Source organism: Streptomyces sp. NPDC021225, assembly GCF_044332865.1.
Classification (GTDB): domain Bacteria; phylum Actinomycetota; class Actinomycetes; order Streptomycetales; family Streptomycetaceae; genus Streptomyces.
The window spans coordinates 736,584-761,357 of record NZ_JBIRPV010000001.1 but is presented as its reverse complement, the minus strand read 5'-3'; the positions used below and the strand labels follow the sequence as shown (position 1 = coordinate 761,357).

General features: G+C 69.5%; 23 protein-coding genes and 3 pseudogenes. 11 read left to right on the top strand and 15 right to left on the bottom strand.

Annotation, left to right across the window (positions count from 1 at the left end):
* The first annotated feature begins 92 nt into the window (after positions 1-92).
* The 4 genes from ACH4S9_RS03425 to ACH4S9_RS03410 all read left to right on the top strand — a co-directional run bounded on the left by ACH4S9_RS03425 (position 93) and on the right by ACH4S9_RS03410 (position 3,387).
* Positions 93-1,070, top strand: coding sequence for a metal ABC transporter substrate-binding protein (locus ACH4S9_RS03425; RefSeq protein WP_361182580.1), 978 nt, complete (start codon positions 93-95; stop codon positions 1,068-1,070).
* 52 nt (positions 1,071-1,122) lie between these two features.
* Positions 1,123-1,950, top strand: a complete 828-nt coding sequence (locus tag ACH4S9_RS03420; RefSeq protein WP_358845152.1) for a metal ABC transporter ATP-binding protein — start codon at positions 1,123-1,125, stop codon at positions 1,948-1,950.
* Between the two features lies 1 nt (position 1,951).
* Positions 1,952-2,878 (top strand): metal ABC transporter permease, encoded by a 927-nt coding sequence (locus tag ACH4S9_RS03415; protein WP_311722564.1) that lies wholly within the window; start codon positions 1,952-1,954, stop codon positions 2,876-2,878.
* 89 nt (positions 2,879-2,967) lie between these two features.
* Positions 2,968-3,387 (top strand): Fur family transcriptional regulator, encoded by a 420-nt coding sequence (locus ACH4S9_RS03410; protein WP_311722563.1) that lies wholly within the window; start codon positions 2,968-2,970, stop codon positions 3,385-3,387.
* Between the two features lie 81 nt (positions 3,388-3,468).
* Here ACH4S9_RS03410 and ACH4S9_RS03405 read toward each other — a convergent pair whose 3' ends face one another.
* Positions 3,469-4,881, bottom strand: coding sequence for a TerD family protein (locus tag ACH4S9_RS03405; protein ID WP_398369498.1), 1,413 nt, complete (start codon positions 4,879-4,881; stop codon positions 3,469-3,471).
* A 181-nt stretch (positions 4,882-5,062) separates the two neighbouring features.
* Here ACH4S9_RS03405 and ACH4S9_RS03400 point away from each other — a divergent pair, with 181 nt between their 5' ends.
* On the top strand, positions 5,063-5,824 hold the full coding sequence (locus tag ACH4S9_RS03400; RefSeq protein ID WP_398369496.1) for a hypothetical protein: 762 nt from the start codon (positions 5,063-5,065) through the stop codon (positions 5,822-5,824).
* A 19-nt stretch (positions 5,825-5,843) separates the two neighbouring features.
* Here the strand turns inward: ACH4S9_RS03400 and ACH4S9_RS03395 are convergent, their stop codons facing one another.
* The 4 genes from ACH4S9_RS03395 to ACH4S9_RS03380 all read right to left on the bottom strand — a co-directional run bounded on the left by ACH4S9_RS03395 (position 5,844) and on the right by ACH4S9_RS03380 (position 11,279).
* Positions 5,844-6,668 carry an isoprenyl transferase gene (locus ACH4S9_RS03395; protein ID WP_311722560.1) on the bottom strand — a complete coding sequence of 275 codons (825 nt, stop codon included), beginning with the start codon at positions 6,666-6,668 and terminating at the stop codon, positions 5,844-5,846.
* A gap of 33 nt (positions 6,669-6,701) precedes the next feature.
* Entirely contained in the window at positions 6,702-7,451 is a 750-nt protein-coding gene (recO, locus tag ACH4S9_RS03390) for a DNA repair protein RecO (RefSeq protein ID WP_311722559.1), read from the bottom strand.
* 47 nt (positions 7,452-7,498) lie between these two features.
* Positions 7,499-8,407: an alpha/beta fold hydrolase gene (locus tag ACH4S9_RS03385; RefSeq protein ID WP_398369494.1), complete on the bottom strand. Its 909-nt coding sequence runs from the start codon at positions 8,405-8,407 to the stop codon at positions 7,499-7,501.
* Positions 8,408-8,513: 106 nt separating this feature from the next.
* Positions 8,514-11,279, bottom strand: coding sequence for an ATP-binding protein (locus ACH4S9_RS03380; RefSeq protein ID WP_398369492.1), 2,766 nt, complete (start codon positions 11,277-11,279; stop codon positions 8,514-8,516).
* Between the two features lie 359 nt (positions 11,280-11,638).
* On the opposite strand from ACH4S9_RS03380, the gene ACH4S9_RS03375 reads away from it, so the two are divergent.
* The 4 genes from ACH4S9_RS03375 to ACH4S9_RS03360 all read left to right on the top strand — a co-directional run bounded on the left by ACH4S9_RS03375 (position 11,639) and on the right by ACH4S9_RS03360 (position 15,367).
* Positions 11,639-11,986: a hypothetical protein gene (locus ACH4S9_RS03375; protein ID WP_398369490.1), complete on the top strand. Its 348-nt coding sequence runs from the start codon at positions 11,639-11,641 to the stop codon at positions 11,984-11,986.
* Positions 11,987-11,995: 9 nt separating this feature from the next.
* The gene (locus ACH4S9_RS03370; RefSeq protein WP_398369488.1) at positions 11,996-13,882 is read left to right on the top strand and encodes an alpha/beta hydrolase; all 1,887 of its coding nucleotides are present in this window, start codon (positions 11,996-11,998) and stop codon (positions 13,880-13,882) included.
* 76 nt (positions 13,883-13,958) lie between these two features.
* Entirely contained in the window at positions 13,959-14,435 is a 477-nt protein-coding gene (locus ACH4S9_RS03365; protein ID WP_358845145.1) for a hypothetical protein, read from the top strand.
* A gap of 290 nt (positions 14,436-14,725) precedes the next feature.
* Entirely contained in the window at positions 14,726-15,367 is a 642-nt protein-coding gene (locus ACH4S9_RS03360; RefSeq protein WP_398369486.1) for an SMI1/KNR4 family protein, read from the top strand.
* 16 nt (positions 15,368-15,383) lie between these two features.
* On the opposite strand, the pseudogene ACH4S9_RS03355 reads toward ACH4S9_RS03360, so the two are convergent.
* The 7 genes and pseudogenes from ACH4S9_RS03355 to ACH4S9_RS03325 all read right to left on the bottom strand — a co-directional run bounded on the left by ACH4S9_RS03355 (position 15,384) and on the right by ACH4S9_RS03325 (position 19,948).
* Positions 15,384-16,213, bottom strand: a pseudogene (locus ACH4S9_RS03355) (IS5 family transposase).
* A 208-nt stretch (positions 16,214-16,421) separates the two neighbouring features.
* Positions 16,422-16,673, bottom strand: a pseudogene (locus tag ACH4S9_RS03350) (IS701 family transposase); the annotation flags it as partial.
* Positions 16,674-16,689: 16 nt separating this feature from the next.
* Positions 16,690-17,547, bottom strand: coding sequence for an AAA family ATPase (locus tag ACH4S9_RS03345; RefSeq protein ID WP_398369484.1), 858 nt, complete (start codon positions 17,545-17,547; stop codon positions 16,690-16,692).
* Positions 17,544-18,167, bottom strand: a complete 624-nt coding sequence (locus ACH4S9_RS03340; protein WP_398369482.1) for a DUF6879 family protein — start codon at positions 18,165-18,167, stop codon at positions 17,544-17,546. Before ACH4S9_RS03340 ends, ACH4S9_RS03345 begins: the two co-directional genes overlap by 4 nt.
* Positions 18,160-18,429: a hypothetical protein gene (locus tag ACH4S9_RS03335; RefSeq protein WP_398369480.1), complete on the bottom strand. Its 270-nt coding sequence runs from the start codon at positions 18,427-18,429 to the stop codon at positions 18,160-18,162. The genes ACH4S9_RS03340 and ACH4S9_RS03335 overlap by 8 nt, the downstream gene beginning before the upstream one ends.
* A 158-nt stretch (positions 18,430-18,587) precedes the next feature.
* Positions 18,588-19,055 carry an ABA4-like family protein gene (locus ACH4S9_RS03330; protein ID WP_311722549.1) on the bottom strand — a complete coding sequence of 156 codons (468 nt, stop codon included), beginning with the start codon at positions 19,053-19,055 and terminating at the stop codon, positions 18,588-18,590.
* Positions 19,052-19,948: a hypothetical protein gene (locus ACH4S9_RS03325; RefSeq protein ID WP_398370499.1), complete on the bottom strand. Its 897-nt coding sequence runs from the start codon at positions 19,946-19,948 to the stop codon at positions 19,052-19,054. Before ACH4S9_RS03325 ends, ACH4S9_RS03330 begins: the two co-directional genes overlap by 4 nt.
* Before the next feature lie 223 nt (positions 19,949-20,171).
* Here ACH4S9_RS03325 and ACH4S9_RS03320 point away from each other — a divergent pair, with 223 nt between their 5' ends.
* Positions 20,172-20,828, top strand: coding sequence for a MerR family transcriptional regulator (locus ACH4S9_RS03320; protein WP_385341368.1), 657 nt, complete (start codon positions 20,172-20,174; stop codon positions 20,826-20,828).
* Positions 20,829-21,239: 411 nt separating this feature from the next.
* Here the strand turns inward: ACH4S9_RS03320 and ACH4S9_RS03315 are convergent, their stop codons facing one another.
* Together ACH4S9_RS03315 and ACH4S9_RS03310 are read right to left on the bottom strand one after the other, a co-directional pair.
* Complete coding sequence (locus ACH4S9_RS03315) at positions 21,240-22,325, bottom strand: winged helix DNA-binding domain-containing protein (RefSeq protein ID WP_398369477.1); 1,086 nt, start codon at positions 22,323-22,325, stop codon at positions 21,240-21,242.
* Positions 22,326-22,360: 35 nt separating this feature from the next.
* Positions 22,361-23,350 carry a zinc-binding dehydrogenase gene (locus ACH4S9_RS03310; protein ID WP_385341364.1) on the bottom strand — a complete coding sequence of 330 codons (990 nt, stop codon included), beginning with the start codon at positions 23,348-23,350 and terminating at the stop codon, positions 22,361-22,363.
* A 90-nt stretch (positions 23,351-23,440) separates the two neighbouring features.
* On the opposite strand from ACH4S9_RS03310, the gene ACH4S9_RS03305 reads away from it, so the two are divergent.
* Complete coding sequence (locus tag ACH4S9_RS03305; protein ID WP_398369475.1) at positions 23,441-24,424, top strand: helix-turn-helix transcriptional regulator; 984 nt, start codon at positions 23,441-23,443, stop codon at positions 24,422-24,424.
* A gap of 6 nt (positions 24,425-24,430) precedes the next feature.
* Here the strand turns inward: ACH4S9_RS03305 and ACH4S9_RS03300 are convergent.
* Positions 24,431-24,553 (bottom strand): annotated as a pseudogene (locus tag ACH4S9_RS03300) (dihydrofolate reductase); the annotation flags it as partial.
* Positions 24,554-24,774: the final 221 nt, after the last annotated feature.

The following is a 24,774-nucleotide window of genomic DNA, read 5'->3' as shown; positions in this document are numbered from 1 at the left end:
GGCTCCACCCCTCGGATCAAATCGGTAAGCGAACCGATCAACAAGCGGACCGTTGTTGACAATGGTTTCCATCTTTGTTGAAAATGAGAGTCATGAACATACGTCGCCCCATCCTCCCGGCCGCCGTCGCCGGAGTCGCTGTTCTCGGCCTGGCCACAGCGCTCACAGCCTGCTCCGCCAATACGACGGACGGCCGTACGGACGGCAAACTGGATGTGGTGGCGTCGTTCTACCCGATGCAGTTCCTCGCCGAGCGCATAGGCGGCGGTCACGTCCATGTGTCCAGTCTGACCAAGCCCGGCACGGAACCGCACGACCTGGACATCAGCGCCCGGCAGACCGCCGACCTGAGCAAGGCCGGACTGGTCGTCTACCTCAAGGGGCTCCAGCCGGCCGTCGACGCCGCCGTCAAGCAGGCCGAGCCGAAGCACGTCGCCGAAGCATCCTCGTACACCTCCCTGGAAGACCACGGTACCGAGGTGGCGGGCGATGAACACGGGCACGACGAGCACGGAGAAGGCGAGCACGGCCACTCCGGCGAGGACGCCGGCTCCGACCCGCACATCTGGCTGGATCCGGTGCGTTACGCCCAGGTCGCCGAGGGTGTCGGCAAGGCGCTGGAGAAGGCCGACCCCGACCACGCCGCCGCCTACAAGAAGAACACCGCCGCGCTGGTCAAGCAGCTCGGCGCGCTGAACGACGATTTCCGGACGGGCCTGAAGAACCGCGCCTCGGACACCTTCATCACCACCCACGCCGCATTCGGCTACCTCGCCGAGCGCTACGGCCTGCGCCAGGAGGCCATCTCCGGCATCGACCCGGAGTCCGAGCCCAGCCCCGCCCGGGTGAAGGACCTGCACGAGATCACGAAGAAGGACAAGGTCGGCACCGTCTTCTTCGAAACGCTGGTGAGCGACAAGACCGCCAAGACCCTGGCGGGCGACCTGGGGCTGCGCACCGATGTACTCGACCCGATCGAGGGCATCAGCGGCAAGTCCAAGGGCCGAGACTACTTCGAGGTCATGCACGCCAACCTCAAGGCGCTCGAAAAGGCCCTGGGCACCAAGTGAGGCCCGAAATGAGGCGCGAAATGACGAGCGAACGACGAGCGGAGGAAGCCATATGAAGCCGGAACCCGCCACGGAGCCATCCCCCGAGAACACCGCCAAGGCCTCCTCGGACGAGGCCCCGACGGTCATATCGCTGCGCGGCGCCACCGCCTCGCTCGGCGGCCGCCCCGTGCTGCGCGGCGTCGACCTGACCGTACGGCGCGGCGAGGTCGTCGCGCTGCTCGGCGCCAACGGCTCGGGCAAGTCCACGGCGGTGCGCTCCGTCGTCGGCCAGGTGCCGCTGTCCGGCGGCGATCTCGAGCTGTTCGGCACCCCCGGCCGCCGCTTCCGCGACTGGGCCCGCATCGGCTACGTACCGCAGCGCACCACCGCCGCCAGCGGCGTCCCCGCGACCGTCCGCGAGGTCGTCTCCACCGGGCGGCTCACCCGCAGGCGGCTGGGTCCGCCGCGCGCGGCGGACCGGGCGGCGGTGCGGCGGGCGCTGGAGCTGGTCGGCATGGCCGACCGGGCCAAGGACTCGGTGAGCGCGCTGTCCGGTGGCCAGCACCAGCGGGTGCTGATCGCCCGTGCGCTGGCCGGCGAGCCCGAACTGCTGATCATGGACGAGCCGATGGCCGGGGTCGACCTGGCCAGCCAGGAGATCCTCGCCGGCACCCTGCGCGAGCAGGTCGCCCAGGGCGCCACCGTGCTGCTGGTGCTCCACGAACTCGGCCCGCTGGAGCCGCTGATCGACCGCGCGGTGGTGCTGCGCGACGGCTGTGTGGTCCACGACGGCCCGCCGCCCAAGGCCGTGGGCCAGCACGCGCTGCCGGGCCACGACCACGTACACCCGCACGCGGCGCACGACGCCGAACCGATCCGGACGGGACTGCTGACCTGACATGCTGGAGATCCTCGACTACGCGTTCATGCAGCGGGCGCTGATCGCCGCCGTCCTGGTCGGCATCACCGCCCCCGCCGTCGGCATCTACCTCGTCCAGCGCCGCCAGGCGATCATGGGCGACGGCATCGGCCATGTCGCGCTCACCGGCGTCGCGCTCGGCTTTCTGACCGGCACCAACCCGGTGTGGACGGCCGTCGTGGTCTCCGCCCTCGGCGCGGTCCTCATGGAGCTGATCCGCTGGTACGGCAAGACGCGCGGCGATCTGGCCCTCGCGATGCTCTTCTACGGCGGCATGGCCGGCGGCGTCCTGCTGATCAACCTCTCGCCGACCGGCTCCAACGCCAACCTGACCACGTATCTCTTCGGCTCGATCACCACCGTCTCCCGCGAGGACGTGACCGCGATCACCTTCCTCGCGGCCTTCGTCGTGCTGATCACCCTCGGGCTGCGCCGCCAGTTGTTCGCGGTCTGCCAGGACGAGGAGTTCGCGCGGGTGACCGGCCTGCCGGTGCGCACCCTCAACCTGCTGCTGGCCATCACCGCCGCCGTCACCGTCACCGTGGCCATGCGCGTCGTGGGCCTGCTGCTGGTCAGCGCCCTGATGGTGGTCCCGGTCGCGGCCGCCCAACAGGCCACGCGCGGCTTCGCGATGACGCTCGCGCTCGCCGTCGCGATCGGCATCGTGGTGACGCTCTCCGGCACGGTCTACTCCTTCTACGAGGACGTCCCGCCCGGCGCGAGCATCGTCGTCCTCGCCATCGCCGTGTTCGCCGCGATCACCGCGCTCGCCGCCCCGTTGGCCAGACGTCGCGCACGGAGGGCAGCGGCGGCCGAGGAGCGCTGCACGCTCCCGGTCCCCGGCGCGCGCGTCTCCGCCGCCTCCGCCTCCGCTGGAGCGGGCGAAACGGATGATGTGCTGCTCTAGCCCGTGCGCCCTGCTTTCCCTGGCACAATGGCCACGCGGATGCGCGACGTACGAGCAGGCGACGAGCAGGCGATGTTGAGGAGGCAACTGTGGTGACCGCGGGTCCCCCAGTACGCGGCCGGTCCACCAGGCAGCGGGCGGCGGTAGCGGCTGCGCTGGACGAGGTGGACGAGTTCCGCAGTGCGCAGGAGCTTCACGACATGCTGAAGCACCGCGGCGACTCCGTCGGCCTGACCACGGTCTATCGCACGCTCCAGTCCCTCGCCGACGCGGGCGAGGTCGATGTGTTGCGCACCACCGACGGCGAGGCCGTCTACCGCCGATGCAGCAGCGGCGAGCACCACCACCATCTGGTCTGCCGCACCTGCGGCAAGGCGGTCGAGGTGGAGGGCCCGGCCGTGGAGAAGTGGGCGGACGCGATCGCCGCGGAACACGGCTTCGTGGACGTGGCCCACACGATCGAGATCTTCGGCACCTGTGGGGACTGCGCGACGCCGCCCAAGGTGTAGCTCGCCGACTTTGCGGTGAGTTCGGGACACCGACACGCCGTCGTCGCGGCGTGTCGCCGTCCCATACTCACCGCAACGTCACTACCGCTTCCCCCGCCGCAGCCAGTCCCGCACCTTGCGGACCTCGGACACCTTCTCCGGGGGCGGGACGGGCGCGGGGACGGGCGCCGGTACGGGGATGGGAGCTGCCGCAGCCGGGGCCGGCAGGGGCGTGGGCAGGGGCGTGGGCATGGGCATGGGCGGCCCGCTGTGCGGCCGCAGCCCCTTCAGCCGCGCCTGCCAGGGACCGTCCGCCATCTCCAGGTGCACGATGACCGGCCCCTCGGGCAGCGGCACGGTCTCCCGCCGCCTCCCGATCTCGTTGACGGCGTTCTCGTACCCGGGCAGGGCCGTGGGGTCGTGGTGCTCCGCCAGTTCGTAGAGGTGGACGATGAGGTTGTCGTCGCCTCGGTAACGGATGGCGAGGTCGGCCGTACCCGCCGTGTGCAGCAGAACGTCAGGGCCGCCCCACTCCAGCCACTCCTCCGTCAGCCGACGGCCCGCCGCCAGCGGCAACACCCGTAGCTGCCAGGGGCCTTCCGCCTGCAACCGCAGGCGCAGGGGCCCGCGCCCGGGGACCTCGGTCAGCAGCCGCCCCCGGAAGGCGTGCTCGGTGCTGTTGACGAGGTTGTCCTTCTTCTTGTTCCGCTGGTCGAGGGTCCACAGGCCGGTGTATCCCCCGCCTTCGAGGGTGAGTTCGACGATGACCGGCCCCTGCGGGAGCCCGTCCACCGTGATCACGTCGTTGTCCCGGCCGTCCTGCTCGTACGGCTCGAAGACCGCGCCGAACGACCAGTCCGCCGGGTACGCCGAGTACGCCGGGCCCGGCGCGGGAGGCGGCACCACCAAGGTCGGCGTCGGCGTCGGCGTGGGGGTCGGTGCCGGTGCCGGTGCCGGTGCCGGTGCCGGTACGGGAAGCGGTTCCGGGGACGCGGACGGGGTCTGGGCCTGGGCCTGGCCGTCCTCCGCCACGTCCACGCCGTGGTCCGTCGCCAGGCCTGCGAGGCCGTCCACGTACCCCTGGCCCACCGCACGGAACTTCCAGCCGCCCGCCCGCCGGTACAGCTCCGCCAGCACCATGGCCGTCTCGCCGCCGCCGTCGGTCACGTCGTACCGGGCGATGGACGTACCGTCCGGCGCGAACGCCTCCACCGACAGCCCGGACACATCCCGCATCGCGCCGCTGTCCGTCGAGCCGACCACGAGGACGCGGACGATCTCCTCCTCGATCGCGGTGAGGCCGACCTCCAGCCACACCGTGCCGTCGCCCTCACCCCCATCCCCGGCCAGCCGCACGGCGCCCGACGGATGGACCGGCGCGCCGTGGAACACGACATCCCCGTCCCCCCGGACCCTCCCGCCCTCCGTCAGGAGCAAGGCCGAGGCGTCCAGCCCGCTCCGCACGGCGATCCGCAGCGGCACGGACGGAACAAAGGTGTTGCCACCCTTGATCATTCCCCCATCACCTTTTCTTCACATCGTGGGCCGGCGAGCGGATCATGCCACAGGTCGCCGAATGCGCACACGGTCGAGCGCGTCCGACTCCCAACACGGTTGTCGGTGGGGGCGGTTACGGTTCTTGATGGTGGTGACCAGCAGGGATCACCACTGCCGGACCGACTGGGGGACGCACGCCATGACCGATCTCTACACCGTGTCCATCGACGCCGTCGAAGGCCCTACCTTCCGCGGCAAGGTGCACATCATCAACCCCGACGCCGCGAGCGTTCCCTCCGTCCGCACCTTCCCGCTGGCCCTGCTGGTGGACGCCTGGTACCTGCTGACCAACGGATACCTGGGCAACGACGGCCCGGAGGTGCACCGCGGAGACCGGTGCCCCATCTCCAAGGAGCGGGGCAAGGAGATCGTGGCCGGCATGCGGCTGAAGGACGATCTCTCGGAGGTCTACGACCTCATCCTGGGCAAGATGATCCGCGTCAACAGCGGCGGATACATCCTCGCGGACGACGGCAGGACCGTCGTCGAGCCCATGCGCCGGGCCAAGGACGTGTACAAGCTGGGCTGGAGCTCGGGCAGCGACCCGATCTCGTCGTACGTGTTCACCAGGAGCGATCCGGAGGAGTTCACCCGGCGCGCCGCCGAGATCGTGACCTCCTACGAGCGCGGCCCGGTCCTCAATGTGCCGCTGTGGAGCGAGGTCGCGGCGCTGGAGAGCGACCGTGAGCCCTGGGAGCCGGGAGAGGACCGGGAAGCCATGCTCACCTGGCACGACCCCGTCGACCTGGAGTACTGGCGGGCGTGGCGGCTGCTGCGGGACCGCCCGTTCGAGGAGTGGCCCTACGCGGAGATCACGGTGACGGTGAGCGACGCGGGGTATCTGGAGCATCTGGCGGGCGGCGGCATGCGCTGGTCGACCGCGCAGACCGGCTACGCGTGAGCACCGCCGCCCTGGGCCCTTACTTCTGGTTCTCCTTCTGGGCCTCGTTCGGGATCGCCCCGCCGAAGCGGCGGTCGCGGGAGGCGTACTCCAGGCAGGCCCGCCACAGGTCACGGCGGTCGAAGTCCGGCCAGAGCACGTCCTGGTAGACCATCTCCGCGTAGGCGCTCTGCCAGATCAGGTAGTTGGATGTGCGCTGCTCGCCCGAGGGCCGCAGGAAGAGATCCACATCCGGCATGTCGGGGTAGTAGAGGTACTTCGCGAAGGTCTTCTCGTTGACCTTCGACGGGTCGAGACGCCCCGCCCTGACGTCCTCCGCCAGCGCCTTCGCCGCGTCCGCGATCTCGGCCCGGCCGCCGTAGTTCATGCAGAAGTACATGGTCATGGCGTCGTTGTCCTTGGTCTGCTCCTGCGCGACCTGGAGCTCCTGAGCCACCGACTTCCACAGCTTCGGCATCCGCCCCACCCAGCGGATACGGATGCCCATCTCGTCCATCTCGTCGCGGCGGCGGCGGATGACGTCCCGGTTGAAGTTCATCAGGAAGCGGACCTCATCGGGCGAGCGCTTCCAGTTCTCGGTGGAGAAGGCGTAGAGGGAGAGGTTGTTGACCCCTATCTCCAGACAGCCCTTGAGCACGTCGAGGACCACGCCCTCGCCCACCTTGTGCCCCTCGGTGCGCGGCAGCCCGCGCTCCTTGGCCCAGCGGCCGTTGCCGTCCATGACGACCGCCACATGGTTCGGCACCAGCTCACCGGGGATCTTCGGCGGACGGGCACCCGAGGGGTGCTGGTCCGGGGCCCGGTACTCGCGCCGCTGTCGGCCCAGAATCCCGCGTCGTGCCATTGCCTGCCGTCTCCCTCTCAACGCTTCCGTGGTCTATTTCTCTACATACCGCAGCGACCGGAGCCCCCGCTCCAGGTGCCAGTGCAAATAAGCCGCCACCAGCCCGCTGCCCTCCCGGGCGTGCCGCGCCTCACACGCGTCCGCCGTCGCCCAGTCCCCGGTCAGGAGCGCGCCCAGCAGCGTGAGCGACTCAGCCGAGGGTACGACGCTTCCGGGCACCCGGCACTCCCCGCAGATCACCCCGCCCGCACCGACCGAGAAGAACCGGTTCGGCCCGGGCATCCCACACTTCGCGCAGTTGTCGAAGCTCGGCGCGTAGCCGTTCACCGCGAGGGAGCGGAGCAGGAAGGCGTCCAGGATGAGATGCGGCTCGTGCTCCCCCGAGGCGAGCGTCCGCAGGGCGCCGACCAGCAGCAGATACTGCTGCATGGCGGGCTCGCCCTCGTGGTCGGTGAACCGCTCGGCGGTCTCCAGCATCGCCGTACCGGCGGTGTAGCGGGCGTAGTCGGTCACGATGGCGCTGCCGTACGGAGCGATGGTCTCACTCTGCGTGCACAGCGGCAGCCCGCGGCCGACCAGCTCGCCGCCACCGCGCGAGAAGAACTGCACGTCGACATGGCTGAACGGTTCCAGCCGCGCCCCGAACTTCGACTTCGTCCGCCGCACCCCCCGGGCCACGGCCCGCACCCGGCCGTGACCACGGGTGAGCAGCGTGATGATCCGGTCCGCCTCGCCCAGCTTCTGGGTGCGCAGCACGATGCCGTCGTCGCGGAACAGACTCATGGCGCTCATTCTCCATGACGGCGGACGCCGCGGAGAACGGCATCCGCTCAGGCGGTGGCGAAGTGGGCGATGAGCGCCGTCGCGACCGGATCGACCGCCTCCGGCGCGATCATGTGGCCCATGTCCTGGACCATCAGCAGCCGGGCCCCGGCGATCGCCTCCGCGATCAGCTGCCCGTGTCCGGGCTTGGCCGGTTCGCAGGTGCCCTCGACGACCAGGGTGGGCGCCTGCACCTTGACCAGCGCGCCGACGGGTTCGAACGCCAGGTCGGCCATTCCGGCGAGCCGGTGGTTGGCCGTGGTGCGCGGGTCGCGGGCGCGGTCGAACAGCAGCTCCTCCAGCCGCCGTTGGGCGTCCTCGTCGAACGGCAGCGCCGTTCCGTTCATCACCCTGGCCATCGCGATCTGGAAGTCGACGGCCTCGGCGCGGGTGCTGGGCGGCGCGGCCGTCATGGCGGCCCGGAAGAACTCGACGAACTCCGGCCGCGGCTCCGGCAGGCTGCCCGCCGGCTGCGGTTCGCCGAGCAGGGCACGGGTCAGCACCTCTCCCTCGCGGGCGCCGAGCGGCGAGGAGCCGATCACCGTGAGGGTGGCCACCCGCTCGGGGTGGTCCGCGGCGATCCACTGGGCGAGCAGACCGCCCGCGGAGTGGCCGACCACGTGCGCCCGGTCGATGCCGAGGGCGTCGAGCAGGCCGAGCGCGTCGTCCCTGAGCGCCGCCCAGGTGTAGGGGTGGGCCTCGAAGTCCCGGGCCGTGGACCGGCCGACGTCCCGGTGGTCGTAGCGGATGACCCGGTGGCCGGCGGCCGCGATGCGGCCCACGAACTCGTCGGGCCACAGCAGGCCCTGGGTCATCGACCCCATGATGAGCAGCACCGGCGGATGGGAGGGGTCGCCGAACTCCTCCGTCCACAGCTCGATGTCGCCGACCGTGACCGGCTGTCCTTCTACCGTCATGCGTGTCGCTCTTCTTTCGTTGCTTCTCTCGTTGACGGGGACAACTGTGCCGGGACGGGCCATCGGTGCCATCCGTAGGACCACTGGTGGCGACCACTGGTGGCGGCTACTGAAGCAGCAGCCGCGTCAGCTCCGCGCGCGAGCTGATGCCCAGCTTCGGGTAGACCTTGTACAGGTGGTACTCCACGGTGCGGGGGCTGAGGAACAGCTGGGCCGCGACCTCGCGGTTGGCCGCGCCCTGGGCCACCAGCCGGGCGATCCGCAGCTCTTGCGGGGTGAGCGCGGCGAGCGCGTCCGGCGCCGGGCGGTCGGCGCTCTCCCCCGCGGCCCGCAGCTCGCCCCGCGCGCGCCGCTCCCACGGTTCGGCGGCCAGCCGCTGGAAGACCTCCATGGCCTGGCGCAGATGCCCTCTCGCCTCGCCGACCCGGCGGGCGCGGCGCAGCCGCTCGCCCAGCAGCAGCGCGGTACGGGCCCGGTCGTACGCGGCGCCGCTGTCGGCGGCGAGTTGCCCGAGCGCCTCGTACAGCAGCGACACGGCCTTGTCGTCCTCGGCGACCAGCGCGCGGCAGCGGGCCAGCAGCGCCTGGGAGCGCGCCGAGGCCGCGTGCGCCGACCACCGCTCCAGGAAGGCCACGGCGGTGCGGGCGGCGGCCTCGTCCCCGGCGGCCACGGCGGCCTCGACCCGGTCGGCGACCGATCCCCATACGACCACGGGATGTCCGGCGCCCGGGCCCGCGTCGACCAGCGCCGCCAGCCGCTCGTGCGCCTGGGCGAACCGTCCGAGGCCGAGGTCGAGAACGCCCAGGGCGTAGGAGGCCACGCCGACGCGCAGTCCGAGCCGGTGCGGAATGGCGATGGCCAGGGCCTGTCGGGCGTGCGTGTGGCAGACGTCCTCCTCGCCGCGCACCGCGGCGCAGACCGCGAGGTTGGCCAGGTGCGCGGCCGCGGAGTTGCTGATGCCCGCTTCCCGGGCGAGCGCAAGACCTTCCGTGGACAGGGCGGTGCTCAGGGCGAACCGGCTGTTCATCCGCTCGGCGGTGGCGGCGTTCTCCAGGACGACGGGCAGCGTGCCCGCCATTCCGGACACCCGGGCGACCGCACCGGCCCGTGCCCCGTACGCGGCCGCGGCGTCCCCTTCGCCGAGCAGGCTGGCGGCGGCGGCCGCCCACAGCAGGGTGGCGGCCTCGCCCGCGTCGCCGGCGCCGCCGCCCGCGTCGTCCGGGACTGCCGCCAGGGCCCGTCTGAGCAGCGGCACCCCGCGTTCGGGGTCCCCGCCCTGCAAGGCACCGGACCCGGCCAGGACGTCCCGCACGAACGCGTCCGCCGAACCCGGCGGCGGCAGCTCGGACAGGGCCTCGGCACGCCGGCCGATGCGCACGGTGGCATCGCTGTCGCCCACGTAGGAGGCGGCCTCGGCGGCGTCCGCGAGCAGTTGCAGCCGGTCGGGTGCCTGATCCGCCGCGGCAAGGAAGATACGCAGCGCCTCGGCCGCGTCCCCGGAGTTGAGCGCGAAACGGCCGCGCAGCTGGGCGAGTTCGGCCAGCAGGCCGGGGTCCTCGGCGGTCTCACCGGCCGCCGCGAGCGCGCTGTGCGCCTGCCCCGGTCGCCCGCCGAGCCAGGCCGCCACGGCCGCGTCGGTCAGCCGGCGGGCCCGGGCGGCGGGGTCGGGCGTCAGCTGCGCGGCGCGGGTCAGGGCGTCGGCGGCGTCCGCGTAGCCGCCCCGGGCGCGGGCCCGGTCGGCAGCGGCGGCCAGGTCCGCGGCGATCTCCTCGTCGGGGCCGATGGCCACGGCGGCCAGGTGCCCCGCCCGGCGATCCGCGTCGCCCGCCGCCCCGAGGACCGCGGCCAGCGCCTCGTGGGCGGAGCGCCGGTCCGCCGGGCTCGCGGCGGCGTGCACCGCGGAGCGGATCAGCGGGTGCCGGAAGGTGATCGAGGCGGGCCCGGCCACCACAAGACCGGCGGCCTCGGCCGGCTCCAGCGCGCGCTCCGGGGCCCCGAGCCGGGCGGCGGCGGCCAGCACCACCCGGGGGTCGCCCCGCCCGTCGAGCGCGGTGACCAGCAGCACCCGGCGGGTCCCGGCGGGCAGTGCGGCGAGCTGGCCACCGTAGACGGCGGTGACCCCCTCCCCCAGCGGCAGCGGGTCGGGCAGCGGCTCGTGACCCGTCAGCTGGCCGGCCGTCAGCAGTTCGGCGGTCTCCTGGAGGGCGAGCGGGTTGCCGCCAGTGGCCTCGGCGATCAGCGCCGCGACCCGCGGCGAGGGCTCCACGGCCGCCCAGCCGGCGAGGGCCGCGGCCGCGTCGGCGACGTCCAGCCCGGTCAGCCGCCGCTCCGGCAGGTCGCGCAGCGCGTACCGGGTGTCGGGGGTGTCGCGCGTGGCGATCAGCAGCCCCACGCCGTCGGTGTCCAGGCGGCGCGCGGCGAACAGCAGGGCGTCGGCGGAGGCCCGGTCCACCCAGTGGAAATCGTCGACGACGCACAGCAGCCCGTGCTGCCGCCCGGCCTCGGCCAGCAGCGACAGCACCCCCGCGGCCACCAGGAACCGGTCCTGCGCGGCGGGCGGCGCGGCCAGCCCCAACGCCCCGCGCACCGCGTCCCGCTGCGGACCGGGCAACGCGTCGATGAGCCCGGCGACCGGCCGCAGCAACTGATGCAGGGCAGCGAATGCCAGCCCCGTCTCGGGTTCGGCACCGGTGGCGCGCAGCACCTTGGCGGGAGCGGCCTGCTCCGCGGCGTACCGCAGCAGCGCGGACTTCCCGACGCCGGGCTCGCCCCGCAACACCAGGACCCGCCCGGCGCCGGACCGGACGCCGTCGAGCAGCTCGGCGAGCACCGCGCGTTCGTCCGCGCGTCCGGCGAGTCGGCCCCCTGGCATACGGTCCCCCTCCGCTCGTGAGCGCAACGGGTCCGGCGCCGCGCGCCGGGCCGACTGTACGCGGTCCGCTCCGCGGGGACGCGGGGCCTCACGGCTCGGCCCAATCGCGGCGGCCTAAGCACTGACCTGTGCGTTTGTGGTGAATATTGAGACAGCGACACGCGCCGTGACGTGGGCGTGACGCTAGGATGATCGTTTTGCACATCGCTGCCGGGTGTGCAGTACGAGGGGGAGGGAAGCGCATGTCCACGTTCGAGGCGGAATGGGCGCAGATGAAGCGCGAGGCATCCGGGGAGACCCGAATGAGCCTCGCGGGCGCCGGCGACAAGCCCGACTGAGAGCAAGAGGGATCGGGCAGCGTGAGGTCCAGCAAGAACGCGTGGACGGAGGCGGCCCAGGAAGTCGGCAAGCTGCGGGGGAACATCAAGACCGCGCTGACAAAGCTGGAGGAGGAGCAGAAGGGCCTGGGCGCGGGCAGCGAGACCGGCGGCGGTATCGAGAGCGCGGCGGCCCAGCGGGAGCTCTACGTCTCCTGGAAGCGCTATCTGAAAGGCGTGAGCGGCAAGTGCGGCACCTTTCAGGACCGGCTCCAGAAGGCCGGGGATCACCACTACGAGAACGACGCGGCCATCGAGAGCGCATTCGATAGATGGGACGGCCTGTACAAGGACACGAAGCCCGTCGGTGGCGAGAGCCGGGGGCGGTGACGCGGACCAGTGGATTACTCGACCCTCAAGTCCCTCAAGCCTTCTGAGTTCGAGGACGCGGCAGGCGGCTATCGGACCCTCGGCGAGATGGCGAGTCAGGCCAAGGACGACATCGAGCAGCAAGTGACCGCGGGGATGCGGAAATCGCTCGAGGGCAAGGCTGTGGACGAGGCCGTCCGGAAACTCCGGAAGCTGGCCACGAACTTCCATTACGCCCAGGTGGAATGCGCACTCATCACCACCGCTCTCAACTCTCTGGCCTACGAACTACGGGCAGCCAAGAACAAGCTCGACGCCGCTGTGGAGGATGCCGCTGCCGCACAGTTCACCGTGGGCTCCGACGGCTCGGTGAGCTACCCGTCGGCCGGCGACAAGGTCGACGGCAAGGTGCCCGAGGGCGGTACGGTCACGGGCAGTGCCAGGAAGTCCACCGGCAACCCGATCGACCCTGCTGGAGACGCGAACGACACGGCCAAGGCTCTCCAGCGCCAGGCATCGAACCTCCACGGCAACCCGAATTACGTCCGCGCGCTGGCCATCGCCGACCGCATTGCGCAAGCCGTCCACCAGGCCACCCGGGCCGACGAAAAGTGGGCCCCCGAGCTGCGCAGGTTGAAGGCTGACGACGACCTGGTCGTCGCCGCCGAGGACTGGGCTGACGCGAAGAGGGACATGGGTGGTGTCCGCCGCAGTGCGAAGGACTACCTGGACGCCATCAAAGCGCCCTTGAAGGACAGCAATCCGGAAGAGAACGCCACGTGGTGGAAGAACCTGTCGAAGAATGAGCAGGACGCTATGCTCGCCCTCGATCCAGCAGGGCTCGGCAAGCGTGACGGTTTACCCGCAGCCGTGCGCGACGAAGCGAACCGGACCGTGCTCGCCGAAACGCGTGCGGAACTCAACCTGAAACTCGACGAGCTCGGCAAGAATGAGCCCGCGAAGTACGAGCAAAAGTGGAACAACATAACCCAGCTTCCCGTTCAGGGGGAGAAGCAGGTGACGCTGGCCTGGCAAGCGTGGGACAGGGAAAGAACCAGGATTAAGGAATCCTTGAAGGGTATGGACGCCATTCAGCGCCGCTTTGACAGGACCGGAGAGGACGGTCTGCCAGAGGCGTATCTGCTGGGATTCAGCGCGGAAGGGCGGGGGCGGGCCATCGTCGCCAACGGAAATCCTGATGACGCGGATCACATCGCGGTGTACACACCTGGAACCGAATCCTCACTCAGCAACAGCAAGGGGGACATCAATCGCGGGGTGAACTTGTGGAAAACATCCCAGCGTTTGACCGATCAGGAAGTATCGACCGTTACTTGGATAGGCTACGATGCGCCGCCGGAACTCTCGGACGCCACTCGGGATAAATATGCGGACAATGCTGTAGGTCCGTACGGCCAGTTCATCGATGGCCTCAACGCCGCGAACAAGTCTGGTTCCGACGCTCATATCACTGCAATCGCGCATTCATATGGGACCACGGTCATCGGCGCCGCGGCCGAAGACGGGGACCTCGGCGTCGACGACATCGTGTTCGCCGGCAGCCCTGGCGCCCGGGTGGAAAATGCCGCGGATCTGGACGTGGGTAAGGGGCATGTCTGGAATGAGCACGCCAAGGGTGACGATTTGGTAAACGGCTTTGGCCGCTTCGGCCACGGGGGCGGGGTCTCGGGCATCGACCCAACCGACCCGATCTTCGGCGCCAACCAGATGGCCACTGATACCGACGGACACAGCGGCTACTGGGACTACGACGACGACAAAAATGTGCCGAGTCTCAGTATCGAGAACCAAGGAAGGGTCATCGTGGGAGAATACGGCAAGGTGCAAATGAAGCCACGCGACGATGGATCACTTCTGCCGGTCGACTGGCGTGAGCCGCCGAATTGGAACGTCTGAAGTGTGGACGGTGTGGCGATGTCGACGGGTACTGGCCGCTGCGGCGGTTCTCCTATGTGTCGTGGGGTGCGGATCCATGAGTGACTCGGATGGTGCGGCGCCGAAGGAAATGCATCCGAGGCAGGCCAAGCAGCACGCCAGAAAGCTGTCCAGTGACGTGTTCGACATGGTCCGGCTCCAAGGGAAAGTGTCGCCTGCCGGACCTGCGACGATGCCCTCCCGACAGGGGGAACGGGATTATTTCGTCCAGCATTTCTGGTCCATCTCTCGCCTGTCTGAGCGGGAGTTGACGCGCGGCTTCAACCGCTTGCGTGAAGAACTTCCGAAGGAGGGGTGGCGCATCACTCGTTTCGGGCACGTGAATTCAACGGACCGCCAGTTGGAGATAGAGGCCGTACACGAAAAGGACAAGTACTCGTTGTCCGCGGAGCTCTGGGTCAGCAGCTCCGGAGAAAACGCGCATGCGTCCGCGCCCAAGAACGACCGAATCGTGTTCTCCGTCGGGTCTCCCATCTACCGAACCCCCAAGGGAGTCGACCGCGACAACTACTGATGCGCGCTGGGCTGGTCGAACTGGCGCCGACGGCGCCAAGCTGTCGCCCGCCGCGCGCTGCCACTACCTGTGGCGCTGTCACACGATCGAGGGGCGGCCTACCTTAGGCCGCCCCTGACCACACAGCTGCCCCACCCCGCCCCCGCCGATTTGCGGCTCCGCCGCGTGGCCGCCCGCCCCCTAGGCGGTGTCGTCAAATGCCACGCCCGTATCAGAGGCAGCAACTACGAGCTGGCCCTCGCACGCGGTACGGTCGGCAGCCATCGGCATTGTCATAGCCACCTGGCACCATGATCGGCGTGAGTGAGACAACTGAGCCTGAAGAGAATGAAGTTGCCGCTGTTCTGACCACGCCGGAGGAGTGGCGTGTCTTTCTGGAGCGATACGGCGAGCTGTACGTGAAGGTCCGTGCCGACGACAAAGAGTTGGTCGATCTGATGGACGACAATCAGTTGGAGGCTCTGGACCGAGGGGAGCGGGTTGAGCCGTGGTTGGGTGAAGCCCCTGCTCGGGAGGAAGCTCTGGTGGCATCCGAGGAGCGGCTCGGAGTGCGGTTCCCACCGAGCCTGCGGGGATTCTTCCTGGCGAGCGACGGGTGGACGCGCCTGGATGCCTGGGTGGACGAGGTCCATCCGTGCGGCCGCATCGTGTGGATGCGGGACAGCGAGGCCGGCAGACGCGTTGCCGAGACCTACGACTCGATACCCGGCAACGAGGACGATGTTCAGTTGTTTCGCCGGTCTATCGAAATCGCCCGGGGAGAGGACTTCTGGCTGCTCGATCCGACCGACGTCGGGCCGGACGGCGAGTGGGCCGCCTACGAGTTCGCACCGAAGTACGGCGACACGACGAAGTACCCCAGCTTCTCCACGCTGTTCCACTCCGGGTACGAGAGCATGGAGGAGGATGAGGACGAGGAGGACATGGACTGAGTTGGTTCGTTAGCCTTCACGCCCACATCAGGAGTGATGCGAGGGCGACGGCCGCTTCGTAGGACTGAGCGGTTTTGTCGTACCGGGTAGCGATCCCTCGCCACCGCTTCAAGCTGTTGAAGCAGCGTTCTACGACGTTGCGGCGCTTGTAGGCCTCACGGTCGAAGCCCGGCGGGCGGCCTCCCCGGCTGCCTCGCCGGGCCCGGTTGCCGGCCTGGTCGGCCCGCTCGGGGATCGTGTGCGAGATGCCCTTGCTGCGGAGCCACGCGCGGATCGCCTTCGAGCTGTAGCTCTTGTCGCCCAGGACGTGATCGGGCCGGGTGCGGGGTCGTCCCGGTCCGGTCCGGGGTACCCGGATCGCTTCCATCACGGCGGTGAACCGGGTGCAGTCGTTGACGTTGCCGCCCGTGACGACGAAAGCCAGAGGCCGGCCTAATCCGTCGCAGGCCAGGTGAATCTTGCTGGTCAGCCCGCCTCTGGAGCGGCCGAGGGCCAGGTCTCGGAGCCCCCTTTTCGAGCCCCGGCCGCATGCTGGTGGGCCCGGACGACCGTGGAGTCGACCGACACCAGCCACTCGATGTCGCCGGCCGCGTCCGCCTTCGCCTGCGCGGCCCGCAGCATCCGGTCGAACGTCCCGTTCGCCGCCCACCTGCGAAAACGCGTATGCAGTGGGGCCCAGGGGCCGTAACGGTCGGGCACATCCCGCCAGGCGACACCGGTCCGGAACTTCCACACGATCCCGTTCAGGACTCTACGGTCATCCAGCCGCTTCCGCCCCCGCACTGACTCGGGCAGCAACGGCCGGACGAACTCCCACTCGGCATCGGACAGGTCATGGCGACGTATCACGACACCATGATCCACCAGCGGTGATCATTTGAAGACACTGCCTAGTACTGCAACGACACTCCGTGACGTCCTCTGCGTCTGTAGTGGCTGATGCGGGCTCGGGCTTGGCTTTTTCTTCGCCATAGGGACCAGGCGAGTACGTGCTGGATGCCGTGGCGGATGGGAGAGGAGATGCGGTTGAAGAGCCGCCGGGCCTCGTTCATGGTCACGGGTATGAGGGATCGATCGCTCCCGGTTTTTGGAGCCCCTGTTTTGCCTCCGCTCGCAGGATGGCGAGGAAGGCGAGGGCGGCCATGGAGAGGGTTATATGCCGGTACCACGCGGTATAGCCGCGGACCTGGTAGTGATCGAGTCCGGTTTCGTTCTTCGCGGTCTGAAAACATTCCTCAACCATCCATCGGGCTCCCGCGATCCGCGCCAGTTCCTCCAGCGGAGTTCCGGCGGGGCAGAAGCAGACCGACTCGTCCCGCAAGTCAGAGATGAGATCGTCGATCCTCATAATGAGGCTGACTGGCGGCGCGCTCTGCCGCGATACGTAAGGCGAGCGGCAGTCGAGCGCAAAGACGCGACAGTTCGGTCAGCTTTCCCTCATCGTCCTCGGGCCGATAGCCGCTGGTGACCGCGCGCAGTAAGGCAATCGCCTCGGGCTCGGGAAGCGTGCCGAGCGTCAGGCGGCGGGCCCCGTCTCGCACGGTGAGGCCGGAGAGCCGGTTGCGGCTGGTCACCACTACCAGGCTGGTGCCGGTACCGGGGAGGAGGGGCCGCACCTGGCTGACCGTGGCGGCGTTGTCGAGCAGAATCAGGACGCGTCGCTCGGCGAGCAGCGAGCGGTACAGAGCGGCGGCATCATCGACATCCTGGGGGATTTGGTCAGCAGGCACGCCGAGCGCGCGCAGGAATCGGCGTAGTGCCTGGTCCGCGGTGACGGGTTCGCCGGGGTCGTAGCCACGCAGATTGACGAAGAGCTGACCGTCGGGAAAGCGGTCCTTGATTTGATGGGCCCAGTGCAGCACCAGCGAGGTCTTCCCCGCACCTGCCGTACCGGCCACTACATGGATCGAGACAACCAGTCGGTCGCCGCTTTGGCCAGCCAGGATCGCATCAAGCTGATTCAGTTCGTCGCTGCGGTTGACAAAGCTGTGCACATCAGCCGGGAGCTGTCGCGGTATGAGGCCGGCCGACTCTCCCGGTGCTCCCTGGTAAAAGTTGATGCCACCCGAGACATTGCCGGCCTGTACGACGTCCCGAGACGACCCTGACAGGTCATTCTGAGACCCTTGTGGACGACTTCCCTCGTCCCCGGCCGGGGCGTTGATTTGTTCTCCGCTCATGCCGCCGGGGGCGGGGGAAGATGCACCACCGCACGCTCGAAGTAGGTCCGGATGTCCTCCGCTACCGCCCAAGCCTGCTTCACATAGGTCACCCAAGGTTTCACGATCTCGGGGTCGGTGAAACGGCGGGCGCTCTCGAAGGCTCCGGTCTCGGTGTAGAGAATCTCATAAAGGGTGAGATTGTCGAGGATGACGAACTCGGGCAGAAGGTGCTCGACCTCAGCGGCGGCGACTTCCTTCGCGGGCAGCACACGGGTGGGATGCCCGGCCTCCGCACGGACGTGGAGCGAGTGCAGCTCCCATTGCATATATGGCGTCAGCGGCTCTTCCACCACGCGCAAACGATGGAACGGGGAGCCGTTCCGCCGGTCCTCTTCAGCCGCCTTCTGTGTAGCCTCACGCTTCGCCTCGAACAGCCGGAGCGCTTCGCCCCAGTCGCCTCGGCGGAGTGCGTCCCGGGCGGGGCTGTCATCCTCTTCGAAGTGCTGTAGCCGCTCCAACTTCCAGGACTCACCGTGACGGATAGCCTTGCGTCGCGCCCAGAAGTCACTGACGTAGGCGTCGTCATCGAGTGGTTTGCCTTGTTCGGCCGGGAGCACGGGGGCACGAAGATCAAGCATCGGGAATATCTACCTTTGCTGCGCTGAGCATGTTTCCGGGAATGACAACCAGCCGCTCGTCAGGCCCGATGGACACACCAGTCGGCAAACGTGAGGCATAGACGGCAGTGAGGTCGCGGCCGATCACGGCGATATCACCATTGTCGAGCTGCCAGATGTCCGGGCACTTATCATCGTCACCGGAATTCCCAAGCTCTGCCGCCGACTTTCCCAGACGCTTGGCGAATAACGCCGACGGGTCAGCTTCCCAGGAACGGGCCATCGACTGTCTCCGTAGTCTCAACGTCACTGACTGTCTATCAAGGATGACACATGCCGAGTCAGTCATGCCATGGCAGCGGCGCCGGCGGAGACGTGTCGGAGCGAGTGGCGCGTGCACCACGGAACTGGTTCCAACATCAGTCCCGTGGTGCACGACGGTCAATTACGCGGCCCGCCGGACACGGCAACCGCGAAGCCGTCGCGGGTCGCACGCCGCGAACTCCACGCGCGCAGCCCCAGGAACACCAGCAGCCCGAACGGCGACAGCAGGATCGTGAAGGCCAGCAGCGGCCCCATCAGCAGGGCCGAGATCCCAAGCCTTCTGGCCTCCCGGTACATCCACTGCCCGATCAGCAGGTCCCAGGCGATGACCTGCACCCAGACGGCTCCCGCGCCGTCCGCGAGTGCCGTCAGTTCACGGAAGGCGTCGAGGTCCGGTCGGCTGACCGCGGTCCAGAGTTCGGGGAACACCGGGATGGCGAGCGCGAGATAGACGAGCAGCACGGGCACCACCGTCAGCGGCGACCCGGCGATGCGGGCGGTCGCGCTCCACCCCGGGGCGAAGATCATGAGCAGCCACACCGGTGCGGCCAGCCAGAAGGAGAGCTCGAAGAGGAATCCGGTCATGACACAAGCCCGGCCTCATGCGCCTGAGCGCGGCGGTGGCCTGGCACGCGGAGAGATCCGTACGTCCCGAGAACGGCGGCCACCACGATCAGGCCGGCCACCCCCAGCGTCACACCGTCCGGATGGATCAGCGCCTGGCCCCGCAGCGCCTGCCAGAGAACCAGGGCGAAGGCGGCGGCGTACACCCCCGAGGCCAGCAGCGCCAGGCGCAGCCGTACCCGTTCGTCCGCGAGACGGGCGAAGCGTGGCGCGAGGGCCGTCACCACCATGACCAGCAGCGGGAGGAATTGCAGCGCGTGCATACCGAAGAAGTGCGGGATCCGCAGATCGCCGCCGGTCGTCGACCAGCCGGTCAGCGGCATCGACGGGCCGCCGTCCGGCACGCCCACGCTGTGCGCGCCGACCACCTTGGAGACGCCGCGCCGCTGCCCCGGCGCGGGCTGCGACATCAGGAATCCGACAGCGGCGCCGGCCAGCGCCAGGGAAATGCCGGAGCGCAACGCCCACGCGGTCGCTCGGTCGGTGATCCGGGTGCGGAGCAGCAGTACGGCGATCACGAGCATGCCCAGCCACAGGATGACGACCGTCACCGCCATCGCGTTGAACAGTGCCTCGTCGAAGGGCGTTTCATGGTTGAAGTGGCTGCGCCTCCCGCGCGCCGCCTGCCCGGTGATGATCGCCATCTCGACGAGACACGCGGCCGACACAACGGTCCCGGCCCACCAGCCCACACGTCGGCCACGGGTGAGCAGTGACAGCGCCCAGGCCAGAGAGGGGCAGTACGCCACGAATGAGACCGAGAACTTGAAAGGTTTGGACCAGACCGGCGCACCCGCCACAACGCGGTCGTCGACGACGATCCCCACACCGAATATGACCGCCATGACGGCCATCGCCGCCGAGAACATCACCAGCGGTCGGTGCCATGACCGCCATGGAACCGGCTCCCACGACGACGGCCACGAAGACGGACGTGATGAAGGCACAGCTATCCCTCCCGAAGTAAAACAGATAGCAGCACTATCCGCTATCCGATAGCGCCAGTATCTATCATGGGAGGCGGCCGGCAAGGGCCGGCGCGGGCGGACGAGGCGGAGGACGAGGAGTGAACCGACGGTGCGCATACGGGAGTTGAGTCGCCGAACCGGGGTGTCGGTGCCGACCATCAAGTACTACGTCCGTGAAGGGCTGCTGCCTCCGGGCGAGCTGACCAGCCCGAATCAGGCGACCTACGGTGAGACGCACGAGCGTCGGCTACAGCTGATCCGTGCACTGCTCGATGTGGGCGGCTTGAAGCTGGCCGACATCACGGAGGTTCTGGCGGCCCTCGATGATCCGGAGCGTCCCCTGCACAAGGTGCTCGGCGCCGCCGCGGATCGCCTCGGCACCGGACGCAGCGATCACGACGACGCGGCGTCCGCAGCCGCACAGGCCGCCGTCGCAGACCTCATCTCCCGGCGCGGATGGCAGGCGGATGAGTCAAATCCCGCCGCGGCCGACCTGTCAAAGGCCCTCGCCGCGCTGGACCGGTTGGGACACGGAGCGTTCGTCGAAGTGCTCGAGGACTACGCGGACGCCGCCGAGCAGGTCGCCCGCGCCGATCTCGCGTACGTGGGCCGGCTGGAGGCGGTCGAAAACATGATGGAGGGTGTGGTGGTCGGAACCGTTCTGGGCGAGGCGGTGTTCAGCGCGTTGCGGCGGCTCGCCCATGTGGACGCCTCGGCGAAGCTGCCCGGCACGGACGAGCCGCCTGAGCGGGAGACAACGGCCTGAGGGTCTCGTGTGGCGCGCGCCACCCACCCCGGCGCTCGCCGCGCCCGCGCCGCGCCACCGCCAGGCCGCTCAGCAGTCCGAGGGCCGGCGCGTAGGGCCACCGGCCGAGCCCGAGTCGGGATCGAAGCGGCAGACCCGCGGTCGACGTCGAGCACATCCGCACGCCCCTGACACGCGCCCTGACCTCCCGTCACCATGCGACATGTCAATTCGGACGGCGGCCACCTCCCGGCCGCATGGCTCGGCCCCTCACTCGCGTCGATCGCGCGGGGTTCCTCCCCGATCTCGTCTGGGTCCGCGTCGCGGACTGTACGAGCCCGTCGACCGCTTCGCCGAGCCGGACCGTTGGCGGAAACTGACCAAGCGCTCGCCTTGCCCAGCCTTGTTCGCATGGCAGGTGCCGGGGGAACCTCAAGACGACTGGGTCGAGGCAGGGTCGCTGTAGGACACCACCCGGCCTCCCACGAATTGCAGCAGCCGGTCCGCTTCCTGTTCCAGGGCTGCCCGATCGGTTGCGCAGAGCGGTCGGAACGGGGTGAGCCGCAACGTCCCGGCGTCGATGGACCACGTTCCGTGCACCCAGCCGTCCACCAGGAAGGTGGCCCGTACCCTTGCCTGGCCGGGCATCACCCGCTTCCGGTCCTCGTCGCTGATGACCCGAGTCCGGTCGGCGTGACCGAGCAGGATGTTGTCGAAGGCGGGGAGCAGCCGCACTGGAGCGGGCGTGTCGGGGTCGGGCAGTTCAGCGTCGGCCAGATCGATCAGATCCCTGCCGTCGGGGCCGGTATAGCGGCGCAGTTCGGCGCGCATCTCCGCGACGACCTCGCCCAGGCGGGTCAGTCCGCACCAGGCCTGGACGTCCTTCACTCCGGCCGGGCCGAAGGCGGCCAGATAGCGGCGGATCAGCTCCTTGGCCGAATCCTTGGCGGCAGTCGCCGTCCCTGCCGTCGCCATCGGCTGTCCCAGCCAGACCTCGGCGGGCGTGACCGAGACCGCCGACCGGTTGCCCCAGGAGCCCCATGCGCCGGTGGCCGCGCCATGGACGAGAGGGGTGCGCAATTCCATCTGCCCGGCCAGGATCCGGCCGTCGCGTCCCGGATGGCGTTCGGCCAGCCGCAGGGCCAACTCCTTGCGCGACAGCGTCCCTCCCGCGAGCAGGCCGAGTCCCTCAGCAACCAAGGACGCCGCGTCCAGACCTGTGCCGTTCCGGGCAAAGTGGGGCGAGCCGGCCGTGCGGTCGAGCACGGGCTGCAGCAGCGGCCGCAGCCAGCGGAAATCGTCGGCCGCGGCGAGGTGCTGGGTACTGCGGAGCAGACCGGAGCGGACCACCTGCCGGTCCTCCAGCAGTCCGGTGAGCTCGGGCTGAGTGAAGGCGTGGATCCTGCTCCACAGCCCGACATAGGTCCAGTTGGGCTCCTGTGCCTGCAGTGCAACCAGTCGCCCGATCACCTCCAGCGGACTGCGATCGGTGCGCCCCAGCAGGAACTGGCGGCCCATCAGCGCCCGGTTCAGGGTCCGGAGGGAGAGGGTGGTCACGACAGCCGCACCGAGACATTGCCCTGGTAGGAACCCTGTAGCAGGGAAAGAAACGCCTGCGGCACGTCCTCGATCCCGCCCTCGACCACTGTCTGCGGATAAACGAAGCGGCCCTCGCCCAGCCAGCTGCTGAAGTGCTCACGCCAGGCCGCGATCTGATCAGGCGTGTGGTGGCAGGAGAACGGGAGCAGCTCGACGCCCCTGGCCTCGGCCGCCGCGCGATCCGGCTGCGGAAAGCGCTGCGCCGCGTCACCGAGCTGGCTGGACAGCGAGCCGCACAGGGCGAAGCGCGCCCCGGGCCGGGCCACCTGCAGCGCACCCTGGTACTGCTCGCCGCCCACGACGTCGAAGAAGACCGAGACACCCTCGGGCGCGAGCTCCCGCAGCCGGTCGGCTACAGAGCCGTCGTGGTAGTCGAAGGCGGCGTCGTAGCCGAGTTCGTTCACCAAGTAGTCGACCTTCGCCGGGCTGCCGGCGCTGCCGATCACCCGAGCCGCACCACGGCACTTGGCGATCTGCCCGGCCAGCGAGCCGACCCCGCCCGCCGCGCCGGAGACGAAGACCACGTCGCCTTCACCGACGGCCGCTATCTCGGCCATCCCGTAGTAGGCGGTCGGTCCCTGGCCGAGGTAGTAGCCCGGGTCGGCGAAGAGCTCACGATCGAGCTTGACGTACGAGCCGGCCGGACCGGCCGAGTACTCACTCCAGCCGGTCATCGACTGGACCAGGTCGCCGACCTCGAGTTCGGGGCTGTCGGACCGGACCACGGAGCCGATGGCGGCCACCCCTACCCGCTGCCCCGGCTGCCAGGCCGGGACCGGGATGGCGCAGTCGGCCCGCATCAGCTCCAGGTAGGTCGCCGCGAGCCCGATCTGGTCGGTACGTACCAGGACCTCGCCTTCCACCACGGTCTTGGCGACGGTGAAATGGTCGAGCGTCGGGGCGCCGGTGATCTGGGCAGTCAGCTGGATCTCACGGGTGATCATTTTCGTCCTCGCCTCGGGTGCGGCTGTCGAGATCGACCCTAGGGAGGCTTCCGGACAGTTTTTGACCGGAAGTCGAGGCAGGATGTCGCCATGGCGAACACCAGCTCACGGACCCTCAGACTGCTCTCGCTGCTGCAGACCCACCGGCACTGGTCCGGCCTGGAACTGGCCGGCCGGCTCGGGGTCTCCGAGCGGACGCTGCGCCGCGATGTCGAGCGACTGCGCGAGCTCGGCTACCCGGTCGGCGCGGCCCGGGGCACCGACGGCGGCTACCAGCTCGCGCCAGGCGCCGTCCTCCCGCCGCTGCTGCTGGACGACGAGGAGGCGGTGGCCCTCGCGGTGGGCGTCGGCGACACGGCGCAGAGCGGGATCGCGGGGATGGAAGAGGCGTCGCTGCGCGCACTCACCAAGGTGGTGCGGGTCCTGCCGCCCCGGCTGCGGGCCAGGGTGGACGCCCTGCGGGCGATGACCCTCTCCGCTGTCGTGTCCGGGCCGGTCGTCGCTGCGGGGGTGCTCACCGCGGTCGCCCAGGCTTGCCGGGACATGGAGCGGCTGCGGTTCGGCTACACGGCCAGGGGCTCCGCACCCACGGAGCGCGAGGTCGAGCCGCACCGCGTCGTCGCACTCGGCGGACGCTGGTACCTGGTGGCCTACGACCTGGATCGGCACGACTGGCGTAGTTTCCGCCTCGACCGGCTGACCGAGCCGACGGCAACCGGCACGCGCTTCCGGCCACGTATGCTCCCGGCCGAGGACGCCGTGGCCTTCGTCCAGTCAGCGAGCGGGGCCCCGGCTCCGTACACGGTCGAGGTCCTTGTGCACGCCCCCTCCTCGCGGGTTCGGCAGGTGGTCGGCCGCTGGGGCTCGGTCGAACCGCTCGATCAGGACAGCTGCCGACTCACCATGACCTCGACCTCCCTCGACTGGCCGACCCAGGCACTGGGCAACGTGGGCGCCGAGTTCGAGGTCCTGGGGCCGCCGGAGTTCGCCACGCACGTCCAGGAGTGGGGCGCCCGCTTCACCCGGGCCACCCGCGCACCTCTGTTCCCAGGGCTCGGCGGACGCGCCGGCTAGCGCGCCGCGAATCTCGTCGATCCAGAAGCGAAAGACCTCCTCGTCGGGCGCCGTCCAGTCGAAGCGGCCGTCCGGCCCGACGATGTAGCCGTCGAGTGAGACGCTCATCGAATAGGTCACGCTGCGCATCCGAAGTCCTCCTCGGTAACGGGTTCGACAGTACGACTGCCGGACGCGGCAGGACTCATCGCGGCTCGCGGGACCCCCGAAAACCAGTTGGCGGACCACGGCGACCACTGCTACTTTCCCGGAGGCCGTGCAAGAGAACGAGGAGGTGGTACCCGTGAACACAGTATCGACATGGGTGCTCCCCTCCGGGGTCACGGTCGGGCGATAGGTCGTCCGGGAGC

What these genes read in the sequence shown, in the direction of transcription:
- ACH4S9_RS03425 (WP_361182580.1), top strand. Translation starts at nt 93, where the DNA reads ATGAACATACGTCGCCCCATCCTCCCGGCCGCCGTCGCCGGAGTCGCT.
- ACH4S9_RS03420 (WP_358845152.1), top strand. Translation starts at nt 1,123, where the DNA reads ATGAAGCCGGAACCCGCCACGGAGCCATCCCCCGAGAACACCGCCAAG.
- ACH4S9_RS03415 (WP_311722564.1), top strand. Translation starts at nt 1,952, where the DNA reads ATGCTGGAGATCCTCGACTACGCGTTCATGCAGCGGGCGCTGATCGCC.
- ACH4S9_RS03405 (WP_398369498.1), bottom strand. Translation starts at nt 4,881, where the DNA reads ATGATCAAGGGTGGCAACACCTTTGTTCCGTCCGTGCCGCTGCGGATC.
- ACH4S9_RS03400 (WP_398369496.1), top strand. Translation starts at nt 5,063, where the DNA reads ATGACCGATCTCTACACCGTGTCCATCGACGCCGTCGAAGGCCCTACC.
- ACH4S9_RS03395 (WP_311722560.1), bottom strand. Translation starts at nt 6,668, where the DNA reads ATGGCACGACGCGGGATTCTGGGCCGACAGCGGCGCGAGTACCGGGCC.
- recO (WP_311722559.1), bottom strand. Translation starts at nt 7,451, where the DNA reads ATGAGTCTGTTCCGCGACGACGGCATCGTGCTGCGCACCCAGAAGCTG.
- ACH4S9_RS03385 (WP_398369494.1), bottom strand. Translation starts at nt 8,407, where the DNA reads ATGACGGTAGAAGGACAGCCGGTCACGGTCGGCGACATCGAGCTGTGG.
- ACH4S9_RS03380 (WP_398369492.1), bottom strand. Translation starts at nt 11,279, where the DNA reads ATGCCAGGGGGCCGACTCGCCGGACGCGCGGACGAACGCGCGGTGCTC.
- ACH4S9_RS03365 (WP_358845145.1), top strand. Translation starts at nt 13,959, where the DNA reads ATGAGTGACTCGGATGGTGCGGCGCCGAAGGAAATGCATCCGAGGCAG.
- ACH4S9_RS03360 (WP_398369486.1), top strand. Translation starts at nt 14,726, where the DNA reads ATGATCGGCGTGAGTGAGACAACTGAGCCTGAAGAGAATGAAGTTGCC.
- ACH4S9_RS03345 (WP_398369484.1), bottom strand. Translation starts at nt 17,547, where the DNA reads ATGAGCGGAGAACAAATCAACGCCCCGGCCGGGGACGAGGGAAGTCGT.
- ACH4S9_RS03340 (WP_398369482.1), bottom strand. Translation starts at nt 18,167, where the DNA reads ATGCTTGATCTTCGTGCCCCCGTGCTCCCGGCCGAACAAGGCAAACCA.
- ACH4S9_RS03335 (WP_398369480.1), bottom strand. Translation starts at nt 18,429, where the DNA reads ATGGCCCGTTCCTGGGAAGCTGACCCGTCGGCGTTATTCGCCAAGCGT.
- ACH4S9_RS03330 (WP_311722549.1), bottom strand. Translation starts at nt 19,055, where the DNA reads ATGACCGGATTCCTCTTCGAGCTCTCCTTCTGGCTGGCCGCACCGGTG.
- ACH4S9_RS03325 (WP_398370499.1), bottom strand. Translation starts at nt 19,948, where the DNA reads ATGGCCGTCATGGCGGTCATATTCGGTGTGGGGATCGTCGTCGACGAC.
- ACH4S9_RS03315 (WP_398369477.1), bottom strand. Translation starts at nt 22,325, where the DNA reads ATGGGCCGCCAGTTCCTGCTGGGGCGCACCGATCGCAGTCCGCTGGAG.
- ACH4S9_RS03310 (WP_385341364.1), bottom strand. Translation starts at nt 23,350, where the DNA reads ATGATCACCCGTGAGATCCAGCTGACTGCCCAGATCACCGGCGCCCCG.
- ACH4S9_RS03305 (WP_398369475.1), top strand. Translation starts at nt 23,441, where the DNA reads ATGGCGAACACCAGCTCACGGACCCTCAGACTGCTCTCGCTGCTGCAG.